The sequence below is a fragment of the Nocardioides sp. genome, assembly GCF_964228225.1.
In the GTDB taxonomy this organism is placed as follows: Bacteria; Actinomycetota; Actinomycetes; order Propionibacteriales; family Nocardioidaceae; genus Nocardioides.
This window is the reverse complement of record NZ_CAXQZB010000030.1, coordinates 1-23,784: the sequence shown is the minus strand read 5'-3', so window position 1 is coordinate 23,784 and position 23,784 is coordinate 1. Positions and strand designations below refer to the sequence as shown.

Annotated in this window: 23 protein-coding genes; 9 read left to right on the top strand and 14 right to left on the bottom strand. The window is 74.5% G+C overall.

What is annotated here, in order from left to right; all coding sequences use genetic code 11:
* Positions 1-226: 226 nt before the first annotated feature.
* Positions 227-2,185: a clostripain-related cysteine peptidase gene (locus ACERUJ_RS07260; RefSeq protein ID WP_370247823.1), complete on the bottom strand. Its 1,959-nt coding sequence runs from the start codon at positions 2,183-2,185 to the stop codon at positions 227-229.
* A gap of 96 nt (positions 2,186-2,281) precedes the next feature.
* On the opposite strand from ACERUJ_RS07260, the gene ACERUJ_RS07255 reads away from it, so the two are divergent.
* Complete coding sequence (locus ACERUJ_RS07255; RefSeq protein WP_370247822.1) at positions 2,282-3,064, top strand: helical backbone metal receptor; 783 nt, start codon at positions 2,282-2,284, stop codon at positions 3,062-3,064.
* Positions 3,065-3,164: 100 nt separating this feature from the next.
* The gene (locus ACERUJ_RS07250; protein WP_370247821.1) at positions 3,165-3,560 is read left to right on the top strand and encodes a hypothetical protein; all 396 of its coding nucleotides are present in this window, start codon (positions 3,165-3,167) and stop codon (positions 3,558-3,560) included.
* Positions 3,561-3,673: 113 nt separating this feature from the next.
* Here the strand turns inward: ACERUJ_RS07250 and ACERUJ_RS07245 are convergent, their stop codons facing one another.
* The 6 genes from ACERUJ_RS07245 to ACERUJ_RS07220 form a co-directional block, all read right to left on the bottom strand.
* The gene (locus tag ACERUJ_RS07245; RefSeq protein WP_370247820.1) at positions 3,674-3,829 is read right to left on the bottom strand and encodes a DUF1059 domain-containing protein; all 156 of its coding nucleotides are present in this window, start codon (positions 3,827-3,829) and stop codon (positions 3,674-3,676) included.
* Between the two features lie 51 nt (positions 3,830-3,880).
* Positions 3,881-6,124, bottom strand: a complete 2,244-nt coding sequence (locus ACERUJ_RS07240; RefSeq protein ID WP_370247819.1) for a heavy metal translocating P-type ATPase — start codon at positions 6,122-6,124, stop codon at positions 3,881-3,883.
* Positions 6,108-7,130, bottom strand: a complete 1,023-nt coding sequence (locus tag ACERUJ_RS07235) for a hypothetical protein (protein WP_370247818.1) — start codon at positions 7,128-7,130, stop codon at positions 6,108-6,110. Before ACERUJ_RS07235 ends, ACERUJ_RS07240 begins: the two co-directional genes overlap by 17 nt.
* Positions 7,127-7,348, bottom strand: a complete 222-nt coding sequence (locus ACERUJ_RS07230) for a heavy-metal-associated domain-containing protein (RefSeq protein ID WP_370247817.1) — start codon at positions 7,346-7,348, stop codon at positions 7,127-7,129. Before ACERUJ_RS07230 ends, ACERUJ_RS07235 begins: the two co-directional genes overlap by 4 nt.
* Positions 7,349-7,374: 26 nt before the next feature.
* Positions 7,375-7,665 carry a metal-sensitive transcriptional regulator gene (locus tag ACERUJ_RS07225; protein ID WP_370247816.1) on the bottom strand — a complete coding sequence of 97 codons (291 nt, stop codon included), beginning with the start codon at positions 7,663-7,665 and terminating at the stop codon, positions 7,375-7,377.
* A gap of 64 nt (positions 7,666-7,729) precedes the next feature.
* Complete coding sequence (locus ACERUJ_RS07220; RefSeq protein ID WP_370247815.1) at positions 7,730-8,593, bottom strand: thioesterase family protein; 864 nt, start codon at positions 8,591-8,593, stop codon at positions 7,730-7,732.
* A 76-nt stretch (positions 8,594-8,669) separates the two neighbouring features.
* Between ACERUJ_RS07220 and ACERUJ_RS07215 the strand changes: the two genes are divergently transcribed.
* The 4 genes from ACERUJ_RS07215 (at position 8,670) to ACERUJ_RS07200 (ending at position 12,490) form a co-directional block, all read left to right on the top strand.
* Complete coding sequence (locus ACERUJ_RS07215; RefSeq protein WP_370247814.1) at positions 8,670-9,761, top strand: NADH:flavin oxidoreductase; 1,092 nt, start codon at positions 8,670-8,672, stop codon at positions 9,759-9,761.
* Entirely contained in the window at positions 9,758-11,269 is a 1,512-nt protein-coding gene (locus ACERUJ_RS07210) for a YdiU family protein (RefSeq protein WP_370247813.1), read from the top strand. The genes ACERUJ_RS07215 and ACERUJ_RS07210 overlap by 4 nt, the downstream gene beginning before the upstream one ends.
* A 67-nt stretch (positions 11,270-11,336) precedes the next feature.
* The gene (locus ACERUJ_RS07205; RefSeq protein WP_370247812.1) at positions 11,337-11,921 is read left to right on the top strand and encodes a helix-turn-helix domain-containing protein; all 585 of its coding nucleotides are present in this window, start codon (positions 11,337-11,339) and stop codon (positions 11,919-11,921) included.
* The gene (locus ACERUJ_RS07200) at positions 11,918-12,490 is read left to right on the top strand and encodes a hypothetical protein (RefSeq protein ID WP_370247811.1); all 573 of its coding nucleotides are present in this window, start codon (positions 11,918-11,920) and stop codon (positions 12,488-12,490) included. Before ACERUJ_RS07205 ends, ACERUJ_RS07200 begins: the two co-directional genes overlap by 4 nt.
* Before the next feature lie 14 nt (positions 12,491-12,504).
* Here ACERUJ_RS07200 and ACERUJ_RS07195 read toward each other — a convergent pair whose 3' ends face one another.
* The 4 genes from ACERUJ_RS07195 to ACERUJ_RS07180 all read right to left on the bottom strand — a co-directional run bounded on the left by ACERUJ_RS07195 (position 12,505) and on the right by ACERUJ_RS07180 (position 16,849).
* Positions 12,505-13,644, bottom strand: coding sequence for a methyltransferase domain-containing protein (locus tag ACERUJ_RS07195; protein WP_370247810.1), 1,140 nt, complete (start codon positions 13,642-13,644; stop codon positions 12,505-12,507).
* A 298-nt stretch (positions 13,645-13,942) separates the two neighbouring features.
* The gene (locus tag ACERUJ_RS07190) at positions 13,943-14,404 is read right to left on the bottom strand and encodes a DUF5956 family protein (protein ID WP_370247809.1); all 462 of its coding nucleotides are present in this window, start codon (positions 14,402-14,404) and stop codon (positions 13,943-13,945) included.
* The gene (locus ACERUJ_RS07185; protein WP_370247808.1) at positions 14,401-15,153 is read right to left on the bottom strand and encodes an SDR family NAD(P)-dependent oxidoreductase; all 753 of its coding nucleotides are present in this window, start codon (positions 15,151-15,153) and stop codon (positions 14,401-14,403) included. The genes ACERUJ_RS07190 and ACERUJ_RS07185 overlap by 4 nt, the downstream gene beginning before the upstream one ends.
* Positions 15,146-16,849: an acyl-CoA synthetase gene (locus ACERUJ_RS07180; RefSeq protein ID WP_370247807.1), complete on the bottom strand. Its 1,704-nt coding sequence runs from the start codon at positions 16,847-16,849 to the stop codon at positions 15,146-15,148. Before ACERUJ_RS07180 ends, ACERUJ_RS07185 begins: the two co-directional genes overlap by 8 nt.
* Positions 16,850-16,951: 102 nt before the next feature.
* Between ACERUJ_RS07180 and ACERUJ_RS07175 the strand changes: the two genes are divergently transcribed.
* The 3 genes from ACERUJ_RS07175 to ACERUJ_RS07165 are packed head-to-tail and all read left to right on the top strand — an operon-like array spanning position 16,952 to position 19,937.
* A complete protein-coding gene (locus ACERUJ_RS07175; RefSeq protein ID WP_370247806.1) occupies positions 16,952-18,391 on the top strand; it encodes a flavin-containing monooxygenase in 1,440 nt (479 codons plus the stop codon).
* A complete protein-coding gene (locus ACERUJ_RS07170; RefSeq protein WP_370247805.1) occupies positions 18,388-19,017 on the top strand; it encodes a TetR/AcrR family transcriptional regulator in 630 nt (209 codons plus the stop codon). Before ACERUJ_RS07175 ends, ACERUJ_RS07170 begins: the two co-directional genes overlap by 4 nt.
* Positions 19,014-19,937, top strand: a complete 924-nt coding sequence (locus ACERUJ_RS07165) for an alpha/beta hydrolase (protein ID WP_370247804.1) — start codon at positions 19,014-19,016, stop codon at positions 19,935-19,937. The genes ACERUJ_RS07170 and ACERUJ_RS07165 overlap by 4 nt, the downstream gene beginning before the upstream one ends.
* 213 nt (positions 19,938-20,150) lie before the next feature.
* Here the strand turns inward: ACERUJ_RS07165 and ACERUJ_RS07160 are convergent, their stop codons facing one another.
* The 3 genes from ACERUJ_RS07160 to ACERUJ_RS07150 form a co-directional block, all read right to left on the bottom strand.
* Positions 20,151-21,053, bottom strand: a complete 903-nt coding sequence (locus ACERUJ_RS07160) for an SGNH hydrolase domain-containing protein (RefSeq protein ID WP_370247803.1) — start codon at positions 21,051-21,053, stop codon at positions 20,151-20,153.
* A gap of 74 nt (positions 21,054-21,127) precedes the next feature.
* Complete coding sequence (locus ACERUJ_RS07155; RefSeq protein WP_370247801.1) at positions 21,128-22,009, bottom strand: alpha/beta fold hydrolase; 882 nt, start codon at positions 22,007-22,009, stop codon at positions 21,128-21,130.
* Entirely contained in the window at positions 22,009-23,343 is a 1,335-nt protein-coding gene (locus ACERUJ_RS07150; RefSeq protein WP_370247800.1) for a hypothetical protein, read from the bottom strand. Before ACERUJ_RS07150 ends, ACERUJ_RS07155 begins: the two co-directional genes overlap by 1 nt.
* Between the last annotated feature and the right edge of the window lie 441 nt (positions 23,344-23,784).

Genomic DNA, 23,784 nt, shown 5'->3' with positions numbered 1-23,784 from the left:
CGTCACGAGACGCCCGCAGCCGGCCCACCGCGTCTCGTGACGGCGCTGGGGCGCCTCCTCGACGAACGAGGGTGATCACGGCCGTCGCGACGACCACCGTAGGGGACCTACGGTCGTCGAGGAGCGAGCGAAGCGAGCGTCACGAGACGCCCGCACCCGACCTACCCGCCGTGCCTCCCCGACGACCGCGGGTGACCACGGTCGTCGAGGAGGCGACGGGTGCGGCCTACGGCACCTCGATCTGCGTGCCGACGGTGGCGGTGTTGCCGCCGAAGTCGGTGACGTTGAGCTCGACCTGCAGCGGGGTGCCCGACTCCAGCGGGTCGAAGGAGTAGGTGAGGCTCGGGATGTCGGCGTAGAGGCCGATGTCCGTGGTGGGCTCCCAGATCTGCTCGCCGTCGGCGGTGTAGGTGAGCACGTCGGGCACGATGATGCCGTCGGGGTCGGGCGCGAGCTCGCCGTACCCGTCGGTCTGCGGGTCGTAGCCGTACAGCGTCTCGCTGATGAACTCCCCGGCCTCGATGTCGAGCACCATCGAGAGCAGCGCGTCCTGGGGGGTCTCGGGGTCGTAGGAGGCGTAGTAGGTCAGCGGCACGTCGAAGTAGGCCACGGTGAGGTCGTCGGACAGGTCGAGGTCGACGTAGGCGAACGCCTCGTCCTCGCCGTCGCTGATCGTCAGCGCGGTGAGGTCGTAGTTGCCCGACGCCGCGGCGGAGCCGTCCTCGGCGATCTCGGCCAGCTCCTCGCCGAAGTAGGTCACCGAGCCGTCGTCGTTGAGGAAGCCGTAGCTGATGACGGCCTCGGTGAGGTTGTCGAGCGCGGCGTCGGCGAATCCGGCGTCGAGGGTGATCGACCCGTCGTCCTCCAGCGTCACCTGCGGGCCGGCCTCGGGGTCGACAAACGCCGGCAGCTCCTCCTCGGGGATCGCGGCGCCGGCCCCGAAGTAGCTCTGCAGGAACGTGCCCCACTCCTGGGTGGCGTCCTGGCCGACGTCGAGGTACTCGCCGTTGGCGACGTCCTCGGCGGGCGGGAGGTAGATCGAGAGGCCGGTGGCGCCCTCGGTGGCCGCGCCGGTGACGCTGTCGAGCACCACGGAGTCCAGCGCGTCCACCACGGCCTGCGCGGGCTCGGCGACCTCGGGCGCACCGTCGGCGATGCCGGCCGCCACCTGGCCGAGGTCGGAGAGGTTGGAGTCCTGCGCGGGATCGGGGCTGGCGCCGAAGGCCAGCGCCCGCGACTCGGTCTGACCCACGACGGGGGCGACGTCGGCGGCGCTGGCCGAGAGCTGGTCGGCGAACCCGGCCATGGCGTCGTCGAGCTCGCCCATGCGCGTGAGGTCGATCATCGCCAGGGTGATCTCGGCGTCGGTGCCGCTCTCCACGGCCTGGCCCTCGAAGCCGTCGATGATCGCGGAGCCGAGGGTGTCGGCATTGGTGTCGGGGTCCTCGGCCAGCACCGAGAGCGAGCGGTAGTCCCAGCCGTGGCCAGGCTCGAGCTCCTGGGAGGCCACGAGCCGGTCGGCCAGCGGCGCGACGGCGCTGGCGACCTCGTAGTTGGCCATCAGGCAGGCGTCGAAGCCGAGCAGGTCCAGCTTGTCGACGCCGGCGGCGTCGAGACCCGCGCGGATCCCGGAGGTGATCTCGTCGAGGTTGAGGGTGTCGTAGTCGGGGGTCGACTCGTCGGGGCCGATGCCGGGCCAGCCGGCACCGTGGTCGGAGATGATCAGCGCGTAGTGGCCGGCCCGGTTCTCCTCGATGCCGGTGGCGATGAAGTCGGCCAGCACGTCGGGGTCGGCGGAGTTGACGTCGCCGAGGTCGGCCACCACCTCGGTGGTGCCGGGCTCGCCGAGGTCGAGCACGCGCCCGCCCACCCAGTCGCCCTGGTCGAGCAGCGGGTCCTCGCCGTACTCCGGGCTGCGGTCCATGAAGGCCCGCACGTGGAGGTTCTCGTTGGAGCCGACCTCGCCGGCCTCGTTGATGTCGGTGACCATGAAGGGCTCGAGGTTGGTGTCGGCCATGGAGTACACCAGCACGGTCCAACCGTCGCCCTCGCGCCCGGTGGAGGCGCGCTCGGCGGGACCCGCGCCGTCACCGGCGGGGTCGTCGGAGCCGCTGCAGGCGGCGGGGAGCAGGAGCAGCGGCACGGCGGCGAGCAGGCCGAGCCGGCGGAACAGGGGTGTGGGCACGCTCGCAGAGTAGGGCTCCGCGGGCCACCCACGGGCGGTGGTCCAGCCCACCGCCCACCGCTGCTCGCGGCGCCGCGGATGGGTAACGTCGGGGCCGTGCCCCCCACCGCCGCGCCCGACGACCTCGGGCACCCGGTCGCGCTGCCGACCCGGGTGACCCGGGTGGTCTCGCTGGTGCCCTCCCTCACCGAGGCCCTGGCCTCGATCGACGCCGACGCCGTGGTGGGCGCCACCGACTGGTGCACGCACCCGCCCGACCTGGCCGCGACCCGCGTGCGGGGCACCAAGAACCCCGACCTCGCCTCGATCCGGGCGCTCGCGCCGGAGGTGGTGGTCTGCACCAAGGAGGAGAACCGCGAGCTGGACGTGCGTCGGCTCCGCGAGTCCGGCGTCGCGGTGTGGGTGACCGACCACGACACCGTGCCCGACGCCGTCGCCTCGATGGAGCGCCTCGTGGACGCGCTCGGCTGGGCGCGCCCCGACTGGCTGGCGCAGGCCCGCGCGGACTGGTGCGGCCCGCTGCCCGCCGTCACCCACCGCGTGGTGCTGCCGATCTGGCGCGACCCGTGGATGGTGGTGGGCGGCACCACGTTCACCGGCGACCTGCTGCGTCGCCTGGGCTGGGAGAACCTCGGCGCCACGCTCGGCGACCGCTACCCCGGCACCGACCCCGCGGGCATCGCGGCGCTCTCCCCCGACGTCGTGCTGCTGCCCGACGAGCCCTACGTCTTCACCGCCGACGACGGCCCCGAGGCGCTGGACGGTCTCCCCACCGTGGGCCTCTCGGGCCGCCTGCTCACCTGGTACGGCCCCTCGCTCGCCGAGGTGGCCGCCTGGCGCGGCCGCGACCCGCGGGAGTGCGGCCCGACCTGGAGCTGAGCCGTGTGGTGCGGGGGCAGTGTGCTCCGCCCGGATCTCGACGTCGGCGACGAAGCGGAATCCGGTGGCGGCCTGCCCCGCGGTGCCGGAGGCTGAGCAGGTGACCCCCGGACTCGACGCCGCCCTCGCACTGGTGCTGCGCGACCTCGCGGTGACCGGTGTCCCGCAGCCCCGGATCGAGGCCACGTCCTGGCAGGACGCCGTGCCGGCCGAGTCGGCGTGGTTGATCGACGCCGACGGCAGCGGCACGGGGGTGTGGTGGGACCCGTCGGCACCCGACGCCGAGGCACTGTCGCACCTGGCCGACCAGGTGCAGGACTGGGCCGTGGAGGAACTGGCGCACCACGGACTCCCGACCAACTGGCCGGTCTGTCCCGCGCACCCGGCGAACCATCCGCGCCACGCCGTCGTCCGTGACGGGGTGGCGGCCTGGGCCTGTCCCCAGGGCGCCGCAGACACCACCACGCCGATCGGGCAGCTGACGACCTCGGGCTGAGGCGAGTCCAGGGAAAGTTTGCTCGGTTGGCCGAGCAAACTGTCGCTTCAAGGGTCCCCGACGGCTGATTTCCGACGGTTTGCTCGGCTGACCGAGCAAACCGTCGCGCGCCCTCAGGTGGCCATGAACAGGATCATCTCCCGCTCGTAGGTGCGGCCCTCGTGCTGCTCGGCGAGGTGGGCCTGGGCCTTCTCGACCAGCAGGTCCTCGGTCTCGCCGCGGATCTCCTCCCCACAGGGGCAGCGCAGCAGGCTCTTCTGGTAGGGCATGGTTCTCTCCTCGCAGGCCGGGCCCACACGCGTGAGCCGGGTCGCGCCAGGTTAGTGGTCGGCGAGCGCGGCGAAGCGGCGCAGCCGCAGGCTGTTCAGCACCACGAACACCGAGGAGAACGCCATCGTGCCGCCCGCGATCATCGGCGAGAGCAGCCCGGCGGCGGCCAGGGGCAGTGCGGCGAGGTTGTAGCCGAACGCCCAGGCGAGGTTGCCGCGCACCGTGCCGGCCATCCGGCGCGAGAGCCGCACCGCGTCGACGGCGGCCAGCAGATCCGCGCGCACCAAGGTGAGGTCGGCGGCGTGCCGGGCGGCGTCGGTGCCTCCTGCGCCCATCGCGATCCCGAGGTCGGCCTGCGCGAGCGCCGGGGCGTCGTTCACCCCGTCGCCCACCATCGCCACCCGCAGCCCGCGGGCCTGGTGGTCCCGGACGACGTCGAGCTTGCCCTCGGGCCGCACGCCGGCGACGACGTCGTCGGGCGCCAGGCCCACCTCCGCGGCCACCGAGCGCGCCACGGCCTCGTGGTCGCCAGTGAGCAGCACCGGGCGCAGCCCGAGGCGGCGCAGCTCGGCGATCGCGCGGGCGCTGGTGGGCCGTACGGTGTCGCCGATCTCCAGCACCCCGACGGCGTCGTCGTCGACGGTCACGACCACGGCGGTGCGCCCCGCCCCGGCGGCGCGGTCGAGCGCGACACTGACGCCTGCGGGGAGTGCGCCGTCGGGGCGACCGACCACGACCGCACGCCCCTCGACCCGTCCCCGCACGCCGACCCCGGCCGTGGCGTGCACCTCGCTCGCCGCGGGCAGGTCGCCGCGCCGGCGGGCGGCCGCCACGACGGCCCGGGCGATCGGATGCTCGGAGGCGTCCTCCACCGCCCCGGCGAGCCGCAGGACCTCGTCGTCGGTGAACGGGTCGAGGGCGGTGACGCCGCTCAGGCTCATCGCGCCGGTGGTGACGGTGCCGGTCTTGTCGAGCAGCACGACGTCGAGGCGGCCGGCCCGCTCGAGGGTCTCGGGGCCCTTGAGCAGCACCCCGACCTCCGCCCCGCGGCCGCTGCCGACCAGCAGTGCGGTGGGCGTGGCGAGCCCGAGGGCGCACGGGCAGGCGATCACGAGCACGGCGACGGCCGCGGTGACGGCCACCGAGGCGCCGTCGCCGGCGCCGAGCCAGAAGCCCAGCGTGCCGGCCGCCAGGGCCAGCACCACCGGCACGAACACCCCGGAGATCCGGTCGGCGAGGCGCTGCGCGGCGGCCTTGCCGGTCTGCGCCTGCTCCACCATCGCCGCCATGCGCGCCAGCTGGGTGTCGGCGCCCACCACGGTGGCGCGCACGACCAGCCGTCCGCCGACGTTGAGCGTGCCGCCCACCACGGCGTCGCCCGGACCGACCTCCACCGGCCGCGACTCCCCGGTGACCAGCGAGGCGTCCACCGCCGAGCCGCCCTGGTCGACGACGCCGTCGGTGGCGATCTGCTCGCCGGGACGCACGACGAACCGGTCGCCGACGCCGAGCTCGGCCAGCGGCACCCGCTGCTCCGTCCCCGGCGCGGGACCGCGCAGCACGGCGACGTCGGGCACCCGCAGGTCGAGCAGGGACCGCAGCGCCGCCCCGGCGCGGTGCTTGGCCCGCGCCTCCACCCAGCGGCCGGCGAGCACGAACGTCGTCACCCCCGCGGCCACCTCGAGGTAGAGCAGACCGGCGCCGTCCTGGCGGGTGAGGGTGAGCTCGAAGCCGTGGGTCATGCCGGGCATGCCGGCGGTGCCCCAGAACAGCGCGTACAGCGACCACCCGAACGCCGCGAGCACGCCGAGGGAGACCAGGGTGTCCATCGTGGCCGCGCCGTGGCGGGCGTTGACGAGCGCCGCGCGGTGCAGCGGCCAGGCACCCCACACCGCGACGGGTGCGGCGAGGGTGAGCGAGGCCCACTGCCAGTTCGTGAACTGCCAGGCCGGCACCATCGCGAGCAGGATCACCGGCAGCGTGAGCGCCGCGCTGATCAGCACGCGGTCGCGCAGCGCGCGGGTCGGGTCCGGCTCGCCTGCCTGCGCCTCGGCCTGCGCGGTCCCGCCTGCCGCGGCCGGCGGCGCCGGCACCCGGGCGTGGTAGCCCGCGGCCTCGACCACGGCCACCAGGTCGGCCGGGGCGAGGGCGTCGGGGTGCTCGACGTGGGCCTTCTCGGTGGCGTAGTTGACCGTCGCCACCACGCCGTCGACCTTGTTCAGCTTGCGCTCGATGCGGTGGGCGCACGACGCGCAGGTCATGCCCTCGATGAGCAGGTCAGTGCTGGTGCTCATGGCCTTCCTCGCCGGTCGTGGTGTCGGGGGCCTCCGGGGCCTCCGGGGCCTCCGGGGCCTCCGCGGGCAGGGTGCTCAGGGGCGGGGCGTCGAGCACGAACGTGGCGGTGCGCACGACGCCGCGGTGCCGGAAGTCGAGGTAGAGCCGGTAGCGGCCCGGCGAGGGCGCCTGCACCTCGAAGGACACCTCGTCGGTGCCGGAGGTCTCCCCCGGCGCGGCCTCGACTCCGGGGTGGGCGTGGAGGTAGGCCAGGTCGCCCTCGCGCAGCACCACCAGGTGCCCGAACGCGCCGAGGTAGGACTGCAGGTCGGTGACCGGCGCCCCAGCGCGGGTGACGGTGAAGGTCAGCGGGTCCGCGGCGTCGGCGGCGAGGTCGCCGGCCAGCTCCACCCGGTACCCGTCGACGACGGCCACCCGGCGCACCGGCGCCGCGGCCGGCGCCGTGGTCGGGCCGGGCACGGCGAGGTCGGCGCCGAGCACGACCGGGGAGCCGCCGGTGGGGGTGAGGTCGGCGAACACCCGCCAGGCCCCCGGGGTGAGCCGCACCGGCACGCTCCAGCGCCCCTGCTCGTCGCGGGTGGGGTGCACGTGCTGGAACCCCGTGCCGTCGCGGCGCACCACGATCAGGTGCAGCTCCTTCTCGTGCACCGTGTCGAAGGCGGTGACGGGCGCCCCGGTGGCGTCGAGGATCCGGAAGGACAGCGTCCGACGGCCCGGCGCCAGGGAGTCGGCGGCGAGGTCCAGGGTCACGCCGTCGCGGCTCACGGCCAGGCCGCCGGGCAGCGCCGCGGCGCCGGACATGTCCATCCCCTCCATGCCCGCCATCGCGCCGTGGTCGTGACCGGCCGCACTCGCGTCGGACCCGTCGGCGGGCGTCAGCACCATCCGGTCGGGGTCGCGCGCCACCGAGGCGTCGTCGCCCACGGCGGAGCCGATCGCGAACCCGCCGGCCAGCACCGCCGCGAGGCCGGCCCCGACGGCGGCCAGGCGCGCACCGGCGTTCATCCGGCACTCCGGGCGGTGAAGACGTACCCGGCCTCGGTGACGGCGGCCGCGACGGCGTCGGCGTCGACGGGGCTCTGGGCCGTCACCGTGATCGCGCCGGACTCGAGGTCGACGCTCACGTCGGTGACGCCCGGCAGCTCGCCGACCTCCTCGGTGACGGAGGCGACGCAGTGGCCGCAGGTCATGCCGGCGACGGAACCGGTGAGGGTGTGGGTCATCGGGTGCTCCTGGATCTGGTCGGGGGTCAGGACTTCACGAGCCGGGCGATGGCCGCGGAGGCCTCGGCGAGCTTCGCCTCGGCCTCGGGCCCGCCGGCGCGGGCGGCGTCGAGCACGCAGTGGGCCAGGTGCTCCTCGACCAGCCCGAGCGCCACGGCCTGCAGCGCCTTCGTGACCGCCGAGACCTGGGTGAGGATGTCGATGCAGTAGGTGTCGCCCTCGATCATCCGCTCGATCCCGCGCACCTGCCCCTCGATGCGGCGCATGCGCTTGAGGTAGTCGTCCTTGCGGGAGGCGTAGCCCGGGCCGTGGTCCATATCTCGAAGGTACCCTACCGGGGTACCGTTCCCAAGACCGCGGGTCAGGACGGGTCGGAACGGGTCAGGAGCGGGAGCGCGGATCGTCGGCGTAGTCGCGGGCGCCCATGTCGATGCTGCGATGCACGTTGGCCAGCGTGGTGATCGTGGTGATGCCCAGCGCCCCCTGGCGGTCGAACACCTCCGCGGAGGCCACGGCGATGCCGTCGCTCTCCAGCCGCTCGGTGACGGCCAGGCCGATCTCGGTGCCGATCGGCTCCCGCGCCAGCACGAGGGTGACGTCGGTGTTGATGTGCTGCACGCCCTGGGCGCCCCAGCTGGCGGCGAGGTTGGTGCCGTCGGCGATCGCGGCCACCGCCTGGAACGGGGTCAGCGGCTCCCCCGCCACGATCGGCACCGCCGAGTTCCAGGTGATCTTGCGGGCGGCGTCCTGGTGCTGGGAGAAGTCCTGGGACCAGTCGGCGCCCGAGCGCACGAACGGCACCCGCGGCTGGTCGGTGGGCGGGGCCACGTCGAGCGGCGGCGGCGTGTGACCCGACGTCGAGGTCCACACCTCCCCCGGAGCGCTGGCCGTGGCCTTGAGGAACAGCACCGACGCCCGCGCCACCCGCTTGCCGCCCTGGGTGAGCCGCACGTCGACCAGGCAGATCCGCCGGCCCTCGCGCACGACCTCGGTGGCCAGCTCACAGGGCCGGTAGCCGGGGGCGGCGAACAGGTCGACCGTGATGCGGGCGGCGCGCAGGTCGTCGGGCGCCAGCCGTCCCAGCCGCGCGACGGTGCGCTCCGCCGCGCGCCCCAGCGCCCCGCACAGCGCGACGCCGTGCAGCGAGTCGGTGGCCCACGACCCCCGCGCCAGCTCGGTGGGCGCCAACGCGTCGCCGTCGCGCACGAAGTAGGACATCTGGACCGCGGGAGCCGTCTGCACCATGACCGCAGCGTAGGGCGGGGCACACCGGGCACGGGGGCCGTCCCGGGTCCACCCGGGGCCGGGGCAGACTGGAACGGTGACCGTCGCGACTCCCGCCCTCAACGCCCCGCTCGCCCTCGCCCACGGCCCCGCCTGGGCGAACCGCATCGCCCTGGCGCCGTTGACCAACACCCAGTCGCACCCCGACGGCTCGCTCTCCGACGACGAGCACCGGTGGCTGGCAGCCCGGGCGGCCGGCGGCTTCGCGCTCACGATGACCTGCGCGGCGTTCGTGAACCAGGACGGCAAGGCCTGGCAGGGCCAGCTCGGCCTCCACGCCGACGCCGACCTCGGCCGGCTGCGACGGCTCACCGACGAGATCCGCGCCCACGGCAGCGTCAGCGCCGTCCAACTGCACCACGCCGGGCTGCGCGCCGACCCCGCGACCAGCCAGGGCGGCGAGCGCGTCGCCCCCTGGGACGACGCCGCCAAGGGGGCGCGGGCCCTCACCACGGCCGAGGTCAGGCAGGTCGTCGACGACTTCGTGGCGGCCGCGGTGCGCGCCGAGCAGGCCGGATTCGACGGCGTCGAGATCCACGGCGCCCACGGCTACCTGCTGGCCCAGTTCCTCGACGGCCGCAAGAACCACCGCACCGACGGCTACGGCGGCGCGTTCGCCGACCGGGCCCGGATCGTGCACGAGGTGGTCGACGGCATCCGCGCCGCCGTCGGCCCCGACCTGCAGGTCGGCATCCGGCTCACCGCCGAGCGCTACGGCATCACGCTGCCGGAGTTCCTCGAGCTGGCCGGCGACCTGATGGCCGGTGGGAAGCTGGACTACCTCGACGCCTCGCTGTGGGACGTGCGCAAGGAGCCCGCCGACCCCGCGTTCGCCGGCACCCGGCTGATCGACCACATCACGGCGGTGCCGCGCCACGGCACCGCCCTGGGAGTGGCCGGTGAGGTGCAGTCGGCCGCCGACGTCGCGTGGTGCCTGGAGCAGGGCGCCGACTTCGTGCTGGTCGGCACCGGCGCGATCCTGCACCACGACTTCGCCGCGCGGTCGTTGGCCGACCCCGCGTTCGTCGTCCGGCCGCGGCCCGTGCCGCGCGAGGTGCTGGAGGCGGAGTCGGTGGGCGCGGCGTTCATCGACTACCTCGCCGCCGGGTGGGACGAGTTCGTGGCATGAGCACCGCGCCCCCCACCGGCCCGATCGCGGGGTTGACCCACCAGTTCGCCGACACCGTGCCGGACCTCGCCGTCCCGTGGCGCGCCGCACCGGTGGGTGACCCCACGGTCCTGGTGCTCGACGACGCCGTCGCCCGCGACCTCGGCCTGGACCCCGAGCGCCTGCGCACCCCCGCCGGCCTGGCCTTCCTCGCAGGTCAGGAGGCGGGCCTGGCCGGCACCGGGGCCCGGCCCGTGGCGCAGGTCTACGCCGGCCACCAGTTCGGCGGGTACTCCCCGCGGTTGGGCGACGGCCGGGCGCTGCTGCTGGGCGAGCTCACCACCCCGGCCGGCGAGCTGCGCGACCTGCACCTCAAGGGTTCGGGGGCCACCCCGCTGTCGCGCGGCGGCGACGGCCTGGCCGCCGTCGGACCGATGCTGCGCGAGCACCTCGTCTCCACCGCGCTCCACGCCATGGGCGTGCCCACCACCCGCGCGCTGGCGGTGCTCGCCACCGGCGGCACGGTGCAGCGCGACACCCCGCTGCCCGGCGCCCTGCTCGTGCGCACCGCCCGCAGCCACCTGCGGGTGGGCAGCGCGCAGTACGCCCGGGCCCTGGCCGGCGGCGAGCCGGACGCGCAGTCGCTGCAGCCCCTGGCCCACCTGGTCGCGCTGGCCCTGCTGCGCCACTACCCCGACGACGTCGACACCCCCACGCCCGCGCTCACCCTGCTCACGCGGGTCTGCGAGGCGCAGGCGCGGCTCGTGGCGGCCTGGATGGGGATCGGCTTCATCCACGGCGTGCTCAACACCGACAACGTGCTGCTCTCGGGTGAGTCGATCGACTTCGGGCCGTGTGCGTTCCTCGAGGCCTTCGACCCCGCCACCGTGTACAGCTCCATCGACCACGACGGCCGCTACGCCTGGGGCCGCCAGCCCGAGATCACCGAGTGGAACCTCGCCCGCCTGGCCGAGGCGCTGCTGCCCCTGATCGACCGCGACCAACCGGCCGCCATCGAGGCCGCCACGCAGGCGCTCGGCACCTTCCGCCACACCTACGGGCCCGCCTGGCAGGACGGCCTGCTGCGCAAGCTGGGCCTGGCGGACGCCCCCACCCGGGTGCCCGGCGAGCAGCTGACGTCGTTGGTCACCGGCCTGCTCGATCTGATGCGCGCCGAGCGGGTGGACCTCACGGGCTTCCACCGCGCCCTCTCCGACGCCGCCCGCGGACGCCCCGAGGGGGTGCGCGACCAGGTGCTCGACCGTGAGCGGCTCGACGCCTGGCTCGCCCAGTGGCAGGCCCTCGGCCCCGATCCTGAGGCGATGGATCGGGTGAACCCGCTCTACGTGCCCCGCAACCGGCAGACCCAGGAGGCCCTGGACGCCGCCGACGCCGGCGACCTCGGCCCCTACGAACGGCTGCTCGCGGCGGTGCGCGACCCCTTCACCGAGCGCCCCGGCCTGGAGTACTACACCGAGCCGGCGCCCGAGGCGTTCGCGGCCGGGTTCCGCACCTTCTGCGGCACCTGAGCCGCACCGACCTCGGCGCGGTCCGGGACCCGGGCGCCAGTGATGCCTGATCACATATCATGGGTCCATGAGTGTGGTCCCCCCGGCGGCAGGCGACCTGGTGCGAGCGCGTCGCGTCCGCCTCGGCCTGAGCCAGCGGGTCGCCGCGCGCGCCTGCGGAGTTCCGCAATCGATGCTGTCGCGGATCGAGACGGGCCGGACCCAGCCGAGCATCGCGACCCTGCAGCGGATCCTCGAGGGACTCGGGGCCGAGATCCACGTGGAGGTCCGGGCCACCCCGTCCGGCGACGACGGGCGCGAGCGTCAGCGGTCGTTGTGGCTGAACCGAGCGGTGGCCGGCGAGATCGCTCGTGATCCCGATCGTGCGATCGCCGTCGCACGCGACAACATCGCCCGATGGCGGACCGTCCACGGCCCCCACCCCTCCGTCGTGGCGGCGCTCGACCGCTGGGAGGAGATCATCGGCGACGGGATCGACGTCGCGATCGCCACGCTCACCGGACAGAGCGAGGAGGCCGAGGACCTGCGGCAGAACTCGCCCTTCGCCGGTGTCCTCAGCCCGGAGGATCGCGCGCAGGCGCTCACGGCCTTCCGCACCTGGTGGCAGTCACGGCAGGTGGAGCAGCACGTGCCGCCAGCAGCGGCCCGATGAACCGGGAGCAGCTCGCGCAGGTGCTGCGTGCCGCCAGCCGGATCGCCGGAGATCGTCCGATCGTGATGGGGTCCCAGGCGATCCTGGGAACCTTCGACCACGAGGTGCTCCCCGACTCCGCCACGGTGTCCATGGAAGCGGACCTCGCCTTCCTCGACGACCCTGACCGCGCCAAGGCGGATCAGGTCACCGGCATGATCGGCGAGGACTCCGAGTTCCACCTCGAACGCGGGTACTACGCGGAGGGGATCCACGTGACGACCGCGCGGCTCGCCCCCGGCTGGGAGGATCGGCTCGTCGTGCAGGTGGTGCCCCCGGGCGCCGACGGACCGGGCGCCGTCGCCTGCTTCCTCGAGCGCCACGACCTCGCTGCCGCCAAGCTCGCTGCGTTCCGCGCGAAGGACATCCGGTTCGTCACCACCCTCGCTGACGCACAGCTGATCGACCTCGCCACGGTGCGCGAACGCATCGAACAGACCGACCTGAGTCCGGTGGCGCGTCACCGCGCTCTCACGCTGCTCGACAGCCTGCCCACGGCTTCGGACACGAGAGCCGACCACGACACCTGAGCCCCGACCGACGCTCAGCGCTGGAGCAGCACCAGCACCTCGGCGTGGTCGGTGTGGGGGAACATGTCGAGCAGCCGGGCGCGCCGGGCGGTGAACCCGGCGCCGGTGAGCACCGCCAGGTCGCGGGCGAGCGAGCCGGGGTGGCAGCTGGAGTACAGCACCGCCCGGGCCGGGGAGGCCGCGATCGCGGCGGCCAGGTCGTCGCCGATGCCGCGCCGCGGCGGGTTGACGACGAGCAGGTCGACGTCGAGGGCGTCCGGACCGACCGCGGCGGGGTCGGTGGCGTCGGCGGCGGCGAAGGTGGCGACCAGCCCGGCTTCGGCGGCGGAGCGACGGGCGGCGTGGACGGCGTCGACGCTCACCTCGACCCCGTGCACCCGTGCCTCGGGCAGGGCCCCGGCGAGGTGGAGCGCGAACCCGCCCACCCCGCAGTACAGGTCGAGCACCGTGCGGGGCGCGAGGTCGCGGGTCCAGTCGACGGCGGCGGCGTAGAGCGCGCGGGCCACGTCGGTGTTGGTCTGGAAGAAGCTGCGCGGACCCAGGTGCAGCCTCACCGCCCCGAGGTCCATCGGCAGGGTCGCGACCGGGGTGAGCACGTCCTCCTCGGGCCCCTCGAGGATCGCCTGGTGCACCGGCTGGAGGTTGGCAGTCACGACGCGCACCTGCGGCAGCTCCCGCTGCAGCTCGGGCAGTGCCGCCCGCAGCCGCGGCAGCTCGTCGCGGGAGCGCAGCACGAACCGCACGAGGAACTCCCCGTCGGGCGATTCGGTGACGAGCACGTGCTTGAGCTCCCCGACCCGCGCCGGCACGTCGTAGGGGGTCAGCCGCAGCCGCGCCACGAGGTCGGCGACGCCGGCCAGCACCGCCTGCATCGCCGACGAGTACAGCGGGCAGTCGCGCAGGTCGACCCCGGCTCCGTCGGGGCCGAGGATGCCGAGCGTCGGCTCCCCGGCCCGCCCGGCCACGACCATCTTCGCCTTGGTGCGGAACCCCGCCTCACGGCTGGTGGTCGGCGGCTCCCACACCGGCGCCGGCACGACGTCGGCCAGCACGGCCTGCGCCGCCGCCTGGGCGCGCGCCACCTGGTCGGCGTACGGCACCGGCAGGTGGGTGCACGACCGGCACCGACCGGCGTCGAAGTGGTGGCACTGCACCGCCGCAGCCTACGGGCGGCGGGCAGGCGCCCCGGCGCGGGTCAGCGGTCCGTGCGGGCGTCTCGTGACGCTCGCTGCGCTCGCTCCTCGACGACCGGGGCCCACCGCGCCGTCACGGGTAGCGACGCCCGTCGCGGATCAGGACCACCACGGACGGCTCCGCCACCACCGGCCCGCGCGCCGCGACCCGTGCCACCAGCTCCTGCCGCGTCGGCGACGGCGGGCCTGTGGGACGCGCAGATCGTCGGCGCGGCCATCGAGGCCTGCCCCGGTCCGTCTTCCTCCGCCCGAGCATCCCTCACTCCTCCCGGAGCTCCACCCCGACCCGCTCACCGAGTTCGCGTACCTGCCGAGGGTCCGACGGTCGCCCGCCGGAGTCGACCGCGTTCTGCAACGCCCGGGACCACGTCGCGACATCGGGGGCGCCCGGCCGCGCGAACCACCGGTAGCCCCGCGGTCGAGGCGGCAGCGCCGCCTGGACCAGGTACTCGTCGACCGAGTCCTCGATCGCGTCACGCTCCTCGACCGTGGTGGGGCGCTCCCACGTGACCGACGAGTCGCCGTCCACCATCTCGACACGCGTGACACCGACCTCACCGGCGACCCGAGCGACCCGCACGACGTCCTCGGGACCGGCGATCCAGCACAGCAGGGCGCCCCAGCCCGACTCCGGGAACTCGGTCGCGCCGGCGGAGTCCGCCTTCACGACCGGGACGTCGTCCCACCTCGTCGTCATCACCCGGGCCACCCCTCCGCTCACCCGCCGAGCATCCGCTCCAGATGCGCGGGGATGTCGGGGTAGCGGCGCAGGTGGGCACCGCCGTTGAGGTCGAGCACCTCCCCGGTCATCCAGGCGGCGTCGGGTGAGAGCAGGAACGCCACGGCGGCGGCGACGTCGGCGGGGGTGCCGGGGCGCCCGAGCGGGGTGTTCTCGACGTAGTCCTCGCGCACCCCGGGCACGTCCATGGCCGGCGCGGTGAGCGGGGTGATCACCAGCCCCGGCGAGACGGCGTTCACCCGCAGGTCGCGCGGCCCCAGCTCCAGCGCCGCGACCTCGGTGAGCGAGACCAGGCCGGCCTTGGCCGCGCAGTAGGCCGCGAGGCCGGCGCCGGGCTGCCGGGCGTTGAGGGAGGTGAGGCTGACGATCGACCCGCCCTCGGCGAGCCGCTGCGCGGCGTGCTTGATCACGAGGAACCCGCCCGTGAGGCAGACGTCGACCACGCGGCGGAACTCCGCCGCGTCGTGCTCGGCCACCAGTCCGAAGGTGCTGACGCCGGCGCAGTTCACCACCGCGTCCAGCCGCCCGTGGGCGGCCACGACGTCGTCGAGCAGCGCGGCCACCCCGTCCTCGTCGACGACGTCGACCCGGTGCACGCCGGGGGCGTCGGCGACAAGATCGGCCACCTCGACCGTCCACCCGTCGGCCCGCAGGCGGTCGACCGTGGCGGCCCCGAGCCCGGAGGCTCCGCCGATGACAACGGCCACCCGGATCACCGGCGCGTCAGACATCCGCGTGCTCCCCTCGCACGACGGCCGTGGCCCACCGGTAGTCGGCCTTGCCCGAGGGCGAGCGCTGGACGTGCGCGACCCGCACGATGCCCTTGGGCAGCTTGTAGCGCGCCACGTGCTCGGCGGCGACCGCGAGCAGGGCGTCGTCGTCCACCCCGGCACCGCCGTCGGCCAGGGCCACCACCGCCACGACCTCCGAGCCCCACCGCGGCGAGGGGCGGCCGGCCACCACGCAGTCGCGCACCGCCGGGTGCGCCATCAGCGCCCGCTCGACCTCCTCGGCGAAGATCTTCTCCCCGCCGGAGTTGATCGTCACCGAGTCGCGGCCCAGCAGCCGGATCCGGCCGTCCTCGAGCAGGTCGGCGCGGTCGCCGGGCACCGACCACCGCACGCCGTCGATCACCGGGAAGGTGCGGGCGGTCTTGGCGGCGTCGCCGAGGTAGCCCAGCGGCACGCGGTCGCGGCGCGCCAGCCAGCCGCCGGTCTCGCCGGGGGTCAGCACCCGGTCGAGCTCGGCCGAGAGCACCGTGGTGTCGGGCTGAGGGGTGAAGGTGGCGGCCTCGGTCTCCATGCCGGCCAGCGACATCGCGCTCAGCTGAAGCCCGGTCTCCGAGGAGCCGGCGGCGTCCATGAGGATCAGGTGCGGCAGCGCGGCGAGCAGCCGGGAGCGGGTGGAGGGCGACAATGGGGCGGCGCCGTTGTTGATCGCCGCCAGGCCCGAGAGGTCGTAGTCGCCGCGCTCGATCTCCTCCACCAGCGGCAGCGCGACGGCGTCACCCACCACCGGCAGGCTCACGCACCTCTCCGCGATCACCGTGCGCAGGGTGGCGGCGGGGTCGAAGGACACGACGTCGTCGGGCAGCACGATCGTGCCGCCGCCGGTGATCATGTGGAACGTCGACCACTGCGCGGCGCCGTGCATGAACGGCAGGACCAGCATCATCGACATCCGGCCCGCGCCGGAGGCGGCGTGCGCGGCGACGGCCTCATACGAGGTGAACGGCTCGGTGGTGCCGAACGGGGTGCCGCCCATGGAGGAGACGTAGATGTCGTGCTGGCGCCACAGCACGCCCTTGGGCAGGCCGGTGGTGCCGCCGGTGTAGACGACGTACAGGTCGTCGCCCGGCGGCGTGGGCAGCGGCGCGGGCACGGGGGTGGCGACGACGTCGTCGTAGGCGATCGCGCCGGGAAGCAGGGGGTACCCCGAGCCGTCGGGCACCTGGATGAGCACCCGCAGGCTCGGCACCCGCTCGCGCACCGCGGCCACCTGCGGCGCGAACTCGGCGTGGTAGACCAGCGCGGTGGTGGCGGCGTCGTGGAGCAGGTGGGCCAGCTCGTCGGCGACGTAGCGGTAGTTGACGTTGTAGGGCGCGACCCGGGCGCGGGTGGCGCCGATCATCGCCTCGAGGTACTCGTTGCCGTTGCGCAGGTAGAGCCCGAGGTGGTCCTGGCCCGACTCGTGACCGGCCAGGCCCGCGCGCTCGGTGTGGCAGCCCAGCCCGGCGTCGGCCAGGTACTGCGCGATCGCGTCGGCGCGCGCGTCGAGCTCGCGGTAGGTGATCCGCCGGTCGCGCCAGACCAGCACCTCCTGGTCGGGCACGGCCGCCGCCACCGCGGCCACCACCCCGGCGAGGTTGAACCCGGTCCACCCGGGACTCTCGGACGTGTGGTGCTCGTCGGCGCCGCGCTGCGTCATGGCGCCAAAGTAGAACCCGTTCTAGCCTGAGACAAGGCCGTCGGCCCGATCGCTCGCCACTCACTCTTGACGCGTGTCAAAAATGTCGTAGCGTTCCGTGGTGTGACCGCGACCACGCCCGACGCCCCCGCCGCCCAGCCCGTCACCGGCTGCGGATCTGGTGCCCCCGGCCTGCCCACCGTCGCCGTCATCGGCGCCGGCATCAGCGGGCTCACCGCCACCAAGATGCTGGTGGACTACGGCGTGCCCGTCACGACCTTCGAGTCCTCCGACCGGGTCGGCGGCAACTGGGCGTTCGGCAACCCCAACGGCCACAGCAGCGCCTACGTGAGCCTGCACATCGACACCTCGAAGTACCAGCTGTCGTTCAAGGACTTCCCGATGCCGGAGTCCTATCCCGACTTCCCCCACCACACCCTGATCAAGGCCTACCTCGACGACTACGCCGACACCTTCGGGCTGCGCGAGCACATCGAGTTCGGCAACGGCGTCGCCAGCGCCCGCCGCCTCCCCGGCGGCGGCTGGGAGATCACCGACCAGGCCGGGGCCGTGCGCGGCTTCGACCTGCTCGTGGTGGCCAACGGCCACCACTGGGACCCCCGCACCGCGCAGTTCCCCGGCGAGTTCACCGGCCAGAGCATCCACTCCCACCACTACATCGACCCCTGGACCCCGCTGGACCTGATGGACAAGCGGATCCTGGTGGTGGGCCTGGGCAACAGCGCCGCCGACATCACCGTCGAGCTCTCCCAGCGCGTGTTCCGCAACGAGGTCACCCTCTCCACCCGCAGCAGCGCCTGGATCGTGCCGAAGCTCATCAACGGCAAGGCCGCCGACATGAACTACCGCACCATCCCCCAGCTGCCGCTGTCGTGGCAGCGCAAGGTGGCCCAGTGGGGGCAGCGGTTCACCGCCTCCGACCCCACCCTCTACGGCCTGCCCACGCCCAACCACAAGTTCTTCGAGGCCCACCCCACGCAGTCCGGTGAGCTGCCACTGCGCCTCAAGAGCGGCGACGTGACCCCCAAGCCCAACGTCGAGCGTCTCGACGGCGACGTCGTGCACTTCGTGGACGGCACCTCGGGCACCTTCGACGTCATCGTCTACGCCACCGGCTACAACCTCACCTTCCCCTTCTTCGACCCCGACTTCCTGCACGCCCCCGACAACCGGATCGACCTCTACAAGCGGATCTTCCACCCCGAGCACGACGACCTGCTCTTCGCCGGTTTCGCCCAGGCCACCCCCACCCTGTTCCCGTTCGTGGAGTGCCAGGCGCGGGTGATCGCGGCCTACGCCGTGGGCCAGTACTCCCCGCCGTCGGAGGCGGAGATGCGGCGGGTGATCGCTGCCGACGACGAGCTGTACATGGGCCACATGCTCGACCGGCCCCGGCACACCCACCAGCTGGACTACTTCCACTACGAGCACCAGATCCGCACCAAGGAGCTGCCCGCCGGACGACGCCGCGCCGCCACCGCGGCCCCCGCCCTGGCCGGGCGTGCGGCGGGCGTCGGGACCGGCGCCGGGACCGGCCGGTGAGCCCCGCCGCGGCCTCGGCCGCGAAGGGCGACCGCCGCCGGTTGGCGCTGCTGGAGTCGCTGGACGCCTACCTGCTCGAGGGCGGGCACCTGGACTCCATCAACATCGCCGACATCTCCCGGCGCGCCGGCGTCACCCGCTCGGCGTTCTACTTCTACTTCGAGAACAAGGCGGCCGCGGTCGCGGCGCTGATGGAGGAGCTCTACGACGAGTCCATCGCCGCGGCCGAGCTGCTGCACGGCGACGGCACGCCGCAGGAGCGCGTGGCCGGCATGGTGCGGGGGCTCTTCGCCGCCTTCGACCGCCACCAGCACCTCTACCGCGCGATGCTCGAGGCGCGCGCCACCAGCGCCCCCGTGCGGGAGATGTGGGACGCCGACCGCCGCTCCTTCGTGCCGCACCTCGCCGCCGTCATCGCCGCCGACGGCGTGGACGTCGCCGACCCCGAGGCGCTCGCCTCGGTGCTGCTCGAGCTCAACGACCGGATGCTGGAGCGGCTCGCCCTGGGCGGCGACCTCACCCGCGACCAGCTGGTCGACACCGTGGTCGGCATCTGGCTGCGCGCGATCTACGGCCTCGCCCCCACCGACTCCGTCCACACCCCCACCAGCGAGGGACCCCGATGACGTCCACCGACCTGACCCTCCGCGCCCACGGCACGACCATCGCCGCCCGGCACTGGGCCGGCGCTGCCGACCGGCCGCTCGCGGGCACCGCCGTCGTGATGGCCCACGGCTTCGGCGGCACCGTCGACTCCGGCCTGGCCGACTTCGCGGAGCCGCTCGCCCGCGCCGGCTGCGACGTCGTGGCCTTCGACTACCGCGGTTGGGGCGCCTCCGGCGACGCACCCGACGCGCCCCGCCAGCAGGTGTCGCTGCAGCGTCAGCGCGACGACTACCGCGCGGTCCTCGAGCACGCCCGCGGGCTGCCCGGCGTCACGCGGGTCGTGCTGTGGGGGGTCTCGCTGTCCGGCGGCCACGTGCTGTCGGTGGCTGCGGGCCGCGACGACGTCGCCGCCGTCGTGAGCCTCACCCCGCTCGTGGACGGCGCCGCCGCCGGCCGCCTCGCCCTGCAGCACCACACGGCGCGTCACCTGGCCCGCAGCACCGCGCTCGGCGTGCGATCCCGGGTGGCGGGGCGGCTGGGCCGCACGCCGTCGCGCATGCCGATCGTGGCGCGGCCCGGCGAGCTCGGCGCCCTCACGCTGCCGGGCGCCTACGAGGACTACACCGCCCTCGCCGGCCCCACCTGGCGCAACGAGGTGGACGCCGCCGTCGGGCTCGAGCTCGGCGCGGTGAAGGTGGGCAAGGACGCCGCCGACGTGCGCTGCCCGGTGCTCGTGCAGATCGCCGACGCCGACCGCTCGGCCCCGCCCCACGCCGCCGCCACGGCGGCCTTCGCCGCCAGGGCACAGGTGCGCCACTACCCCTGCGACCACTTCGACGTGTGGCGCATCGGCGCCGGCACCCGCCCCTGGCACGACGCCGCGGTGGCCCACCAGATCGCGTTCCTCGAGCGCGTCCTCGCCCCCGCGCCGGTCGCCTGAGGCGGCGGTCCGTCGGAGGCGCACGTCTCGTGGCGCTCGCTCCTCGACGACCAGCGCAGCCCACGTCCGTCGAGGAGGCGCCCCAGCGCCGGCACGAGACGCAGCGAGCCGACCAGCGGCCCTTACCGGCAACGTCCAGGGTCCACGTCCGTCGAGGAGGCGCCCCGGCGCCGTCACGAGACGCAGGGAGCCGACCAGCGGCCCCGGCCCCGCTCAGCCGGCGAAGGCCTCGCGGTAGAGCGGGGTGAACTCGGGGGCGATCTCGGGGTTCAGGTGCAGGGCGTCGAGGTAGGTCGGGACGCCGTCCACCTGCGCGAGGCAGACCTCGAGGCTGCACACGAAGCCCGTCGCGTCGACGGTGAGGTCGGTGCGGCGGGCGAGCCAGCGCTTGTACCGCTCCTCGTCCGGCACGGCCTGCGCGCGGGGGAGGTCGCAGGCGTAGCTCTCGGCGCAGGCACCCTCGGGGATCATCGGCATCTGCGCGAGGCCCACGAGCCGAGTGCGGCGCAGCTTGCCGAGCGCCCGCAGGGCTGCCGGGATGCCGTCGTCGCTGAGCGCCGCCTGCCGGGCGAGGTAGTCGGTGGTGGCGATGGAGCCCTCGCGCACGCCGCGGTAGAACGCCCAGGCGCCGCCCAGGATCACCGTGGTCGGGAGCCCGCGCAGTGCACGCGTCGCCACGAACTCGTAGACGAGGCGGCCCATCTTGGCGCACTCACCGGGGGTTCGGGGGTCGATCAGCATCGGGGGGCAGGCGCCCATCTGGAACACGACCAGGCTGGTGCGGGTGCGCTCGGCCTCGGCGATGATCGCTGGTGTCTGCTGCCAGGCGTGGGAGTCGCCCCAGACCACCACGAGCGGCCGGTCCTTGCTGCCGAAGCGGGTGATCCGGCACGGCCGCGCGCGCACGGGGATGACGTTGTCCCGTCCGGTGCACCGGGTGGGGAGCACCCGCACGGGCGACGGCGGCTGCAGGGCGTCGTCGTCGGAGTAGTTCGGGGTGTCGGTGGCCGGCTGCCCGCTGGTCGGCTCGACGGCGAGGCCCGGAACGGTCGCCAGCGTGGCGACGCACACCAGGGCGGTCACGAGCGCGACGATCAGCCGAGACGGGGAGAGCACGGGAAGCACCGTAACCAGTGCCATGCCCGGGGACCACACTCCGAGGGGCCTCCCCGCGGCCGACGTCGCCGATGTCACACCGCGAGTCGCGCCCGCACCTGCTCGGCCAGACGCTCCGGCACCTCCAGGCTCGGCCAGTGTCCGACGTCGTCCCACTCGACGACGTCGGTGCCCGGACGCAGGTCGGCCAGCCGACGCGGCATGGCGGGCACGGCGATGGGGTCGCGGGTGCCCCAGAGCGCGGCCAGCGGCCCGGCGAAGTCGACGAACCCGGCGGTCCAGCGTGCCTGGTGCACCCGCCGTTCGCGCAGGTACAGCAGCTGCTGCACGAGCACGCGGTCGCCCCGGCCCTCCCGGATCAGGGCGAGCAGGTCGGCCAGCGGCGCCGGGTCGAGAGCGGGGTCGATGCGGGTGCCCGGCGCGATGCTCTCGCGCAGGCTGCGGCGCACCACGGCGTCGGGCAGGCCCAGCGGCATCGCCCGCGGCCCCAGCCGCAGACCCGCGCGCTGGCCACGCGTGAGCTGCGCGAGGTCGATGAAGATCGAGCCGTTGGTGAGGACCACCGAGGCGATGCGGAAGCCGAGCCGGCCCTCGTGCTGACGGGCCAGCAGCTCGGCGGCCACGGTGGTGCCCATGTCGTGCGCGAGCACGGCGACCTCGGGAAGGTCGCCCACCACCTGCTCGACGAGGTCGGCCTGCGCGAACAGCGAGTAGTGCCGCGCCCCGACGGGCTTGGCGGAGTACCCGAAGCCGCGCAGGTCGGGCGCCACCCAGGGTGCTCCGAGGGCCGGCAGCACGCCGGCGAAGTCGACGCTGGAGCCGGGGTAGCCGTGCAGCAGGAGCACCGGGGTGCCGCGACCCTCGCCACGGCTGACGAACACGGCGTGCCCGTCGACGTCGGCCGTCCGGCCGGTCTCGCGCCACGCGAGCGCCGCCGGGCTCGGGCCTGCGCTCATCAGCAGCGGCCGAGTCCGGCGCGCTGGGCCGCCGCGGCGTCGTCGTAGTAGGTGACGCGCGGCAGGTAGGCGCCCATCGTGCGCGCCTCCCGGCGGTAGGTGGCGCGCTGGATCGACTGGCGGAACCGCGGGTCGGCCAGCATGTGGCGATAGATCAGCACGCCCTCGGCGTTGGGGCCCCAGGCCAGCCAGGTGACGCCGCAGGCCGCGCGCGCGGCTGGGGGCCGCTGTCCCGGCGTGCTCACCACGAACGTGGCGAACCCGTCGCCATCGGGGCGCACCTGCTCGTCGTAGGCGCAGTCGATGAAGCGCTGGGTGACGAACTCGTTGGTGCACATCGACCAGTAGCGCAGCTGGCTCCGGCCAGGCATGCGCGGCTGACCGGCGAGCGTGCGCGGTGTGGTCGGCACCTTCAGGCGCACCACGGCCACGGCGCCGTAGCGGCGGTTGATCGCGGTCGAGACGTAGGAGTTGTGCACGTTGGACAGGAAGCCCCCGGAGCCGGCGGCGGTCGACAGCGGCCCGGAGAGGGCCTCGAACGCCTCGAGTCCCTGGCTGCTCCCGAGGAAGTCGGTGAACGCGGTCGGCAGGTTCACGAACTTGCGGAACGGCGCCCGCGGGCTGCCCCAGGGCTGGAGGCCGTCGAGGGCGGCGACGCCGTCGGAGGACGACTCGAAGCCGCTCACCAGCGCCAGTCCGGGACGGTCGATCTCGGCGCAGGCGGAGTCGGTGAGCGGCTCCCCCGTGCCGGCACGCTCGAGCGTGACCGTCGGGATCGGCACGCCGCCGCGGTCGCCGAGGCCGGTGTCGGGCAGGTAGATGCGGTACATGAACAGCCCGCCCAGGAGCGGCTCGCCGTTCTGCCCGCGCCCGACGTACATCGTGTTCGGCGCCCGGTCGGCCGGCTTCGGCGGCGCGGTGAACTCCACGAACACCGTGTAGTCGCGGTCCTTCGCCGCCCGGCGCGCGTTCGGCAGGAAGGGGTTGCTGCTGCCCGCGTCGGGGCGGATCTCGACGTCGGCGATCGCCGCGATCGGGCGCAGCGTCGGGTCGTAGGCGTTGAAGCTGGCGTACCGCGCGAACGGGAACCGCCCCTCCACCCGCAGCCGCAGCCCCGGCACCGCCGGATACGTCGTCGCGAAGTAGATCGCCCCCTCGTCGGGGAAGGCGATGTTGAGGGTGTCGGGATCCGACTTCACCAGCGCCATCTGGCACGTCAGGTCCACCCCCGCCGCCCGCGCCGGTCCACCCCCACCCGGCGCCACCACCGCCGCGAGAACGAGACCGAGGATCAGGGAGACGACGCCGAGGCGGGGGCGGGAGGGGAGCTTCACGCGGGTTCAACGACCCAACGTGGCGGAGGTCACCGTCGTGCGGAGGGACGGCAGGGCGACCCACCGCGGACCGTCCGTGGCGGCGCCGTCCGCTGTTGGTCGCTCACCGTCACGAGAGGCGCTCGCGAGGAGAGTCCCGTGGGCGCCTGATGCCGACGCTCGGGTGCGCGTCGGGCGTCGTGGGGCACGGCACGGTCCTCGAGGAGCGAGCCCCAGCGAGCGTCACGAGGCGCCCGCACTCGACAGACCACCTCGGGCCAGTGCCGTCTGCCGGCTCGCCGCGTCTCGTGACGGCGCCGGGGCGCCTCCTCGACGAACGTCGGTCCCCCGGTCGTCGAGGCGCCCGCACCCGACCGACCCCCCTGTGGCCGGTGCCGTCTGGCGGCTCGCCGCGTCTCGTGACGGCGCCGGGGCGCCTCCTCGACGAACGTCGGTCCCCCG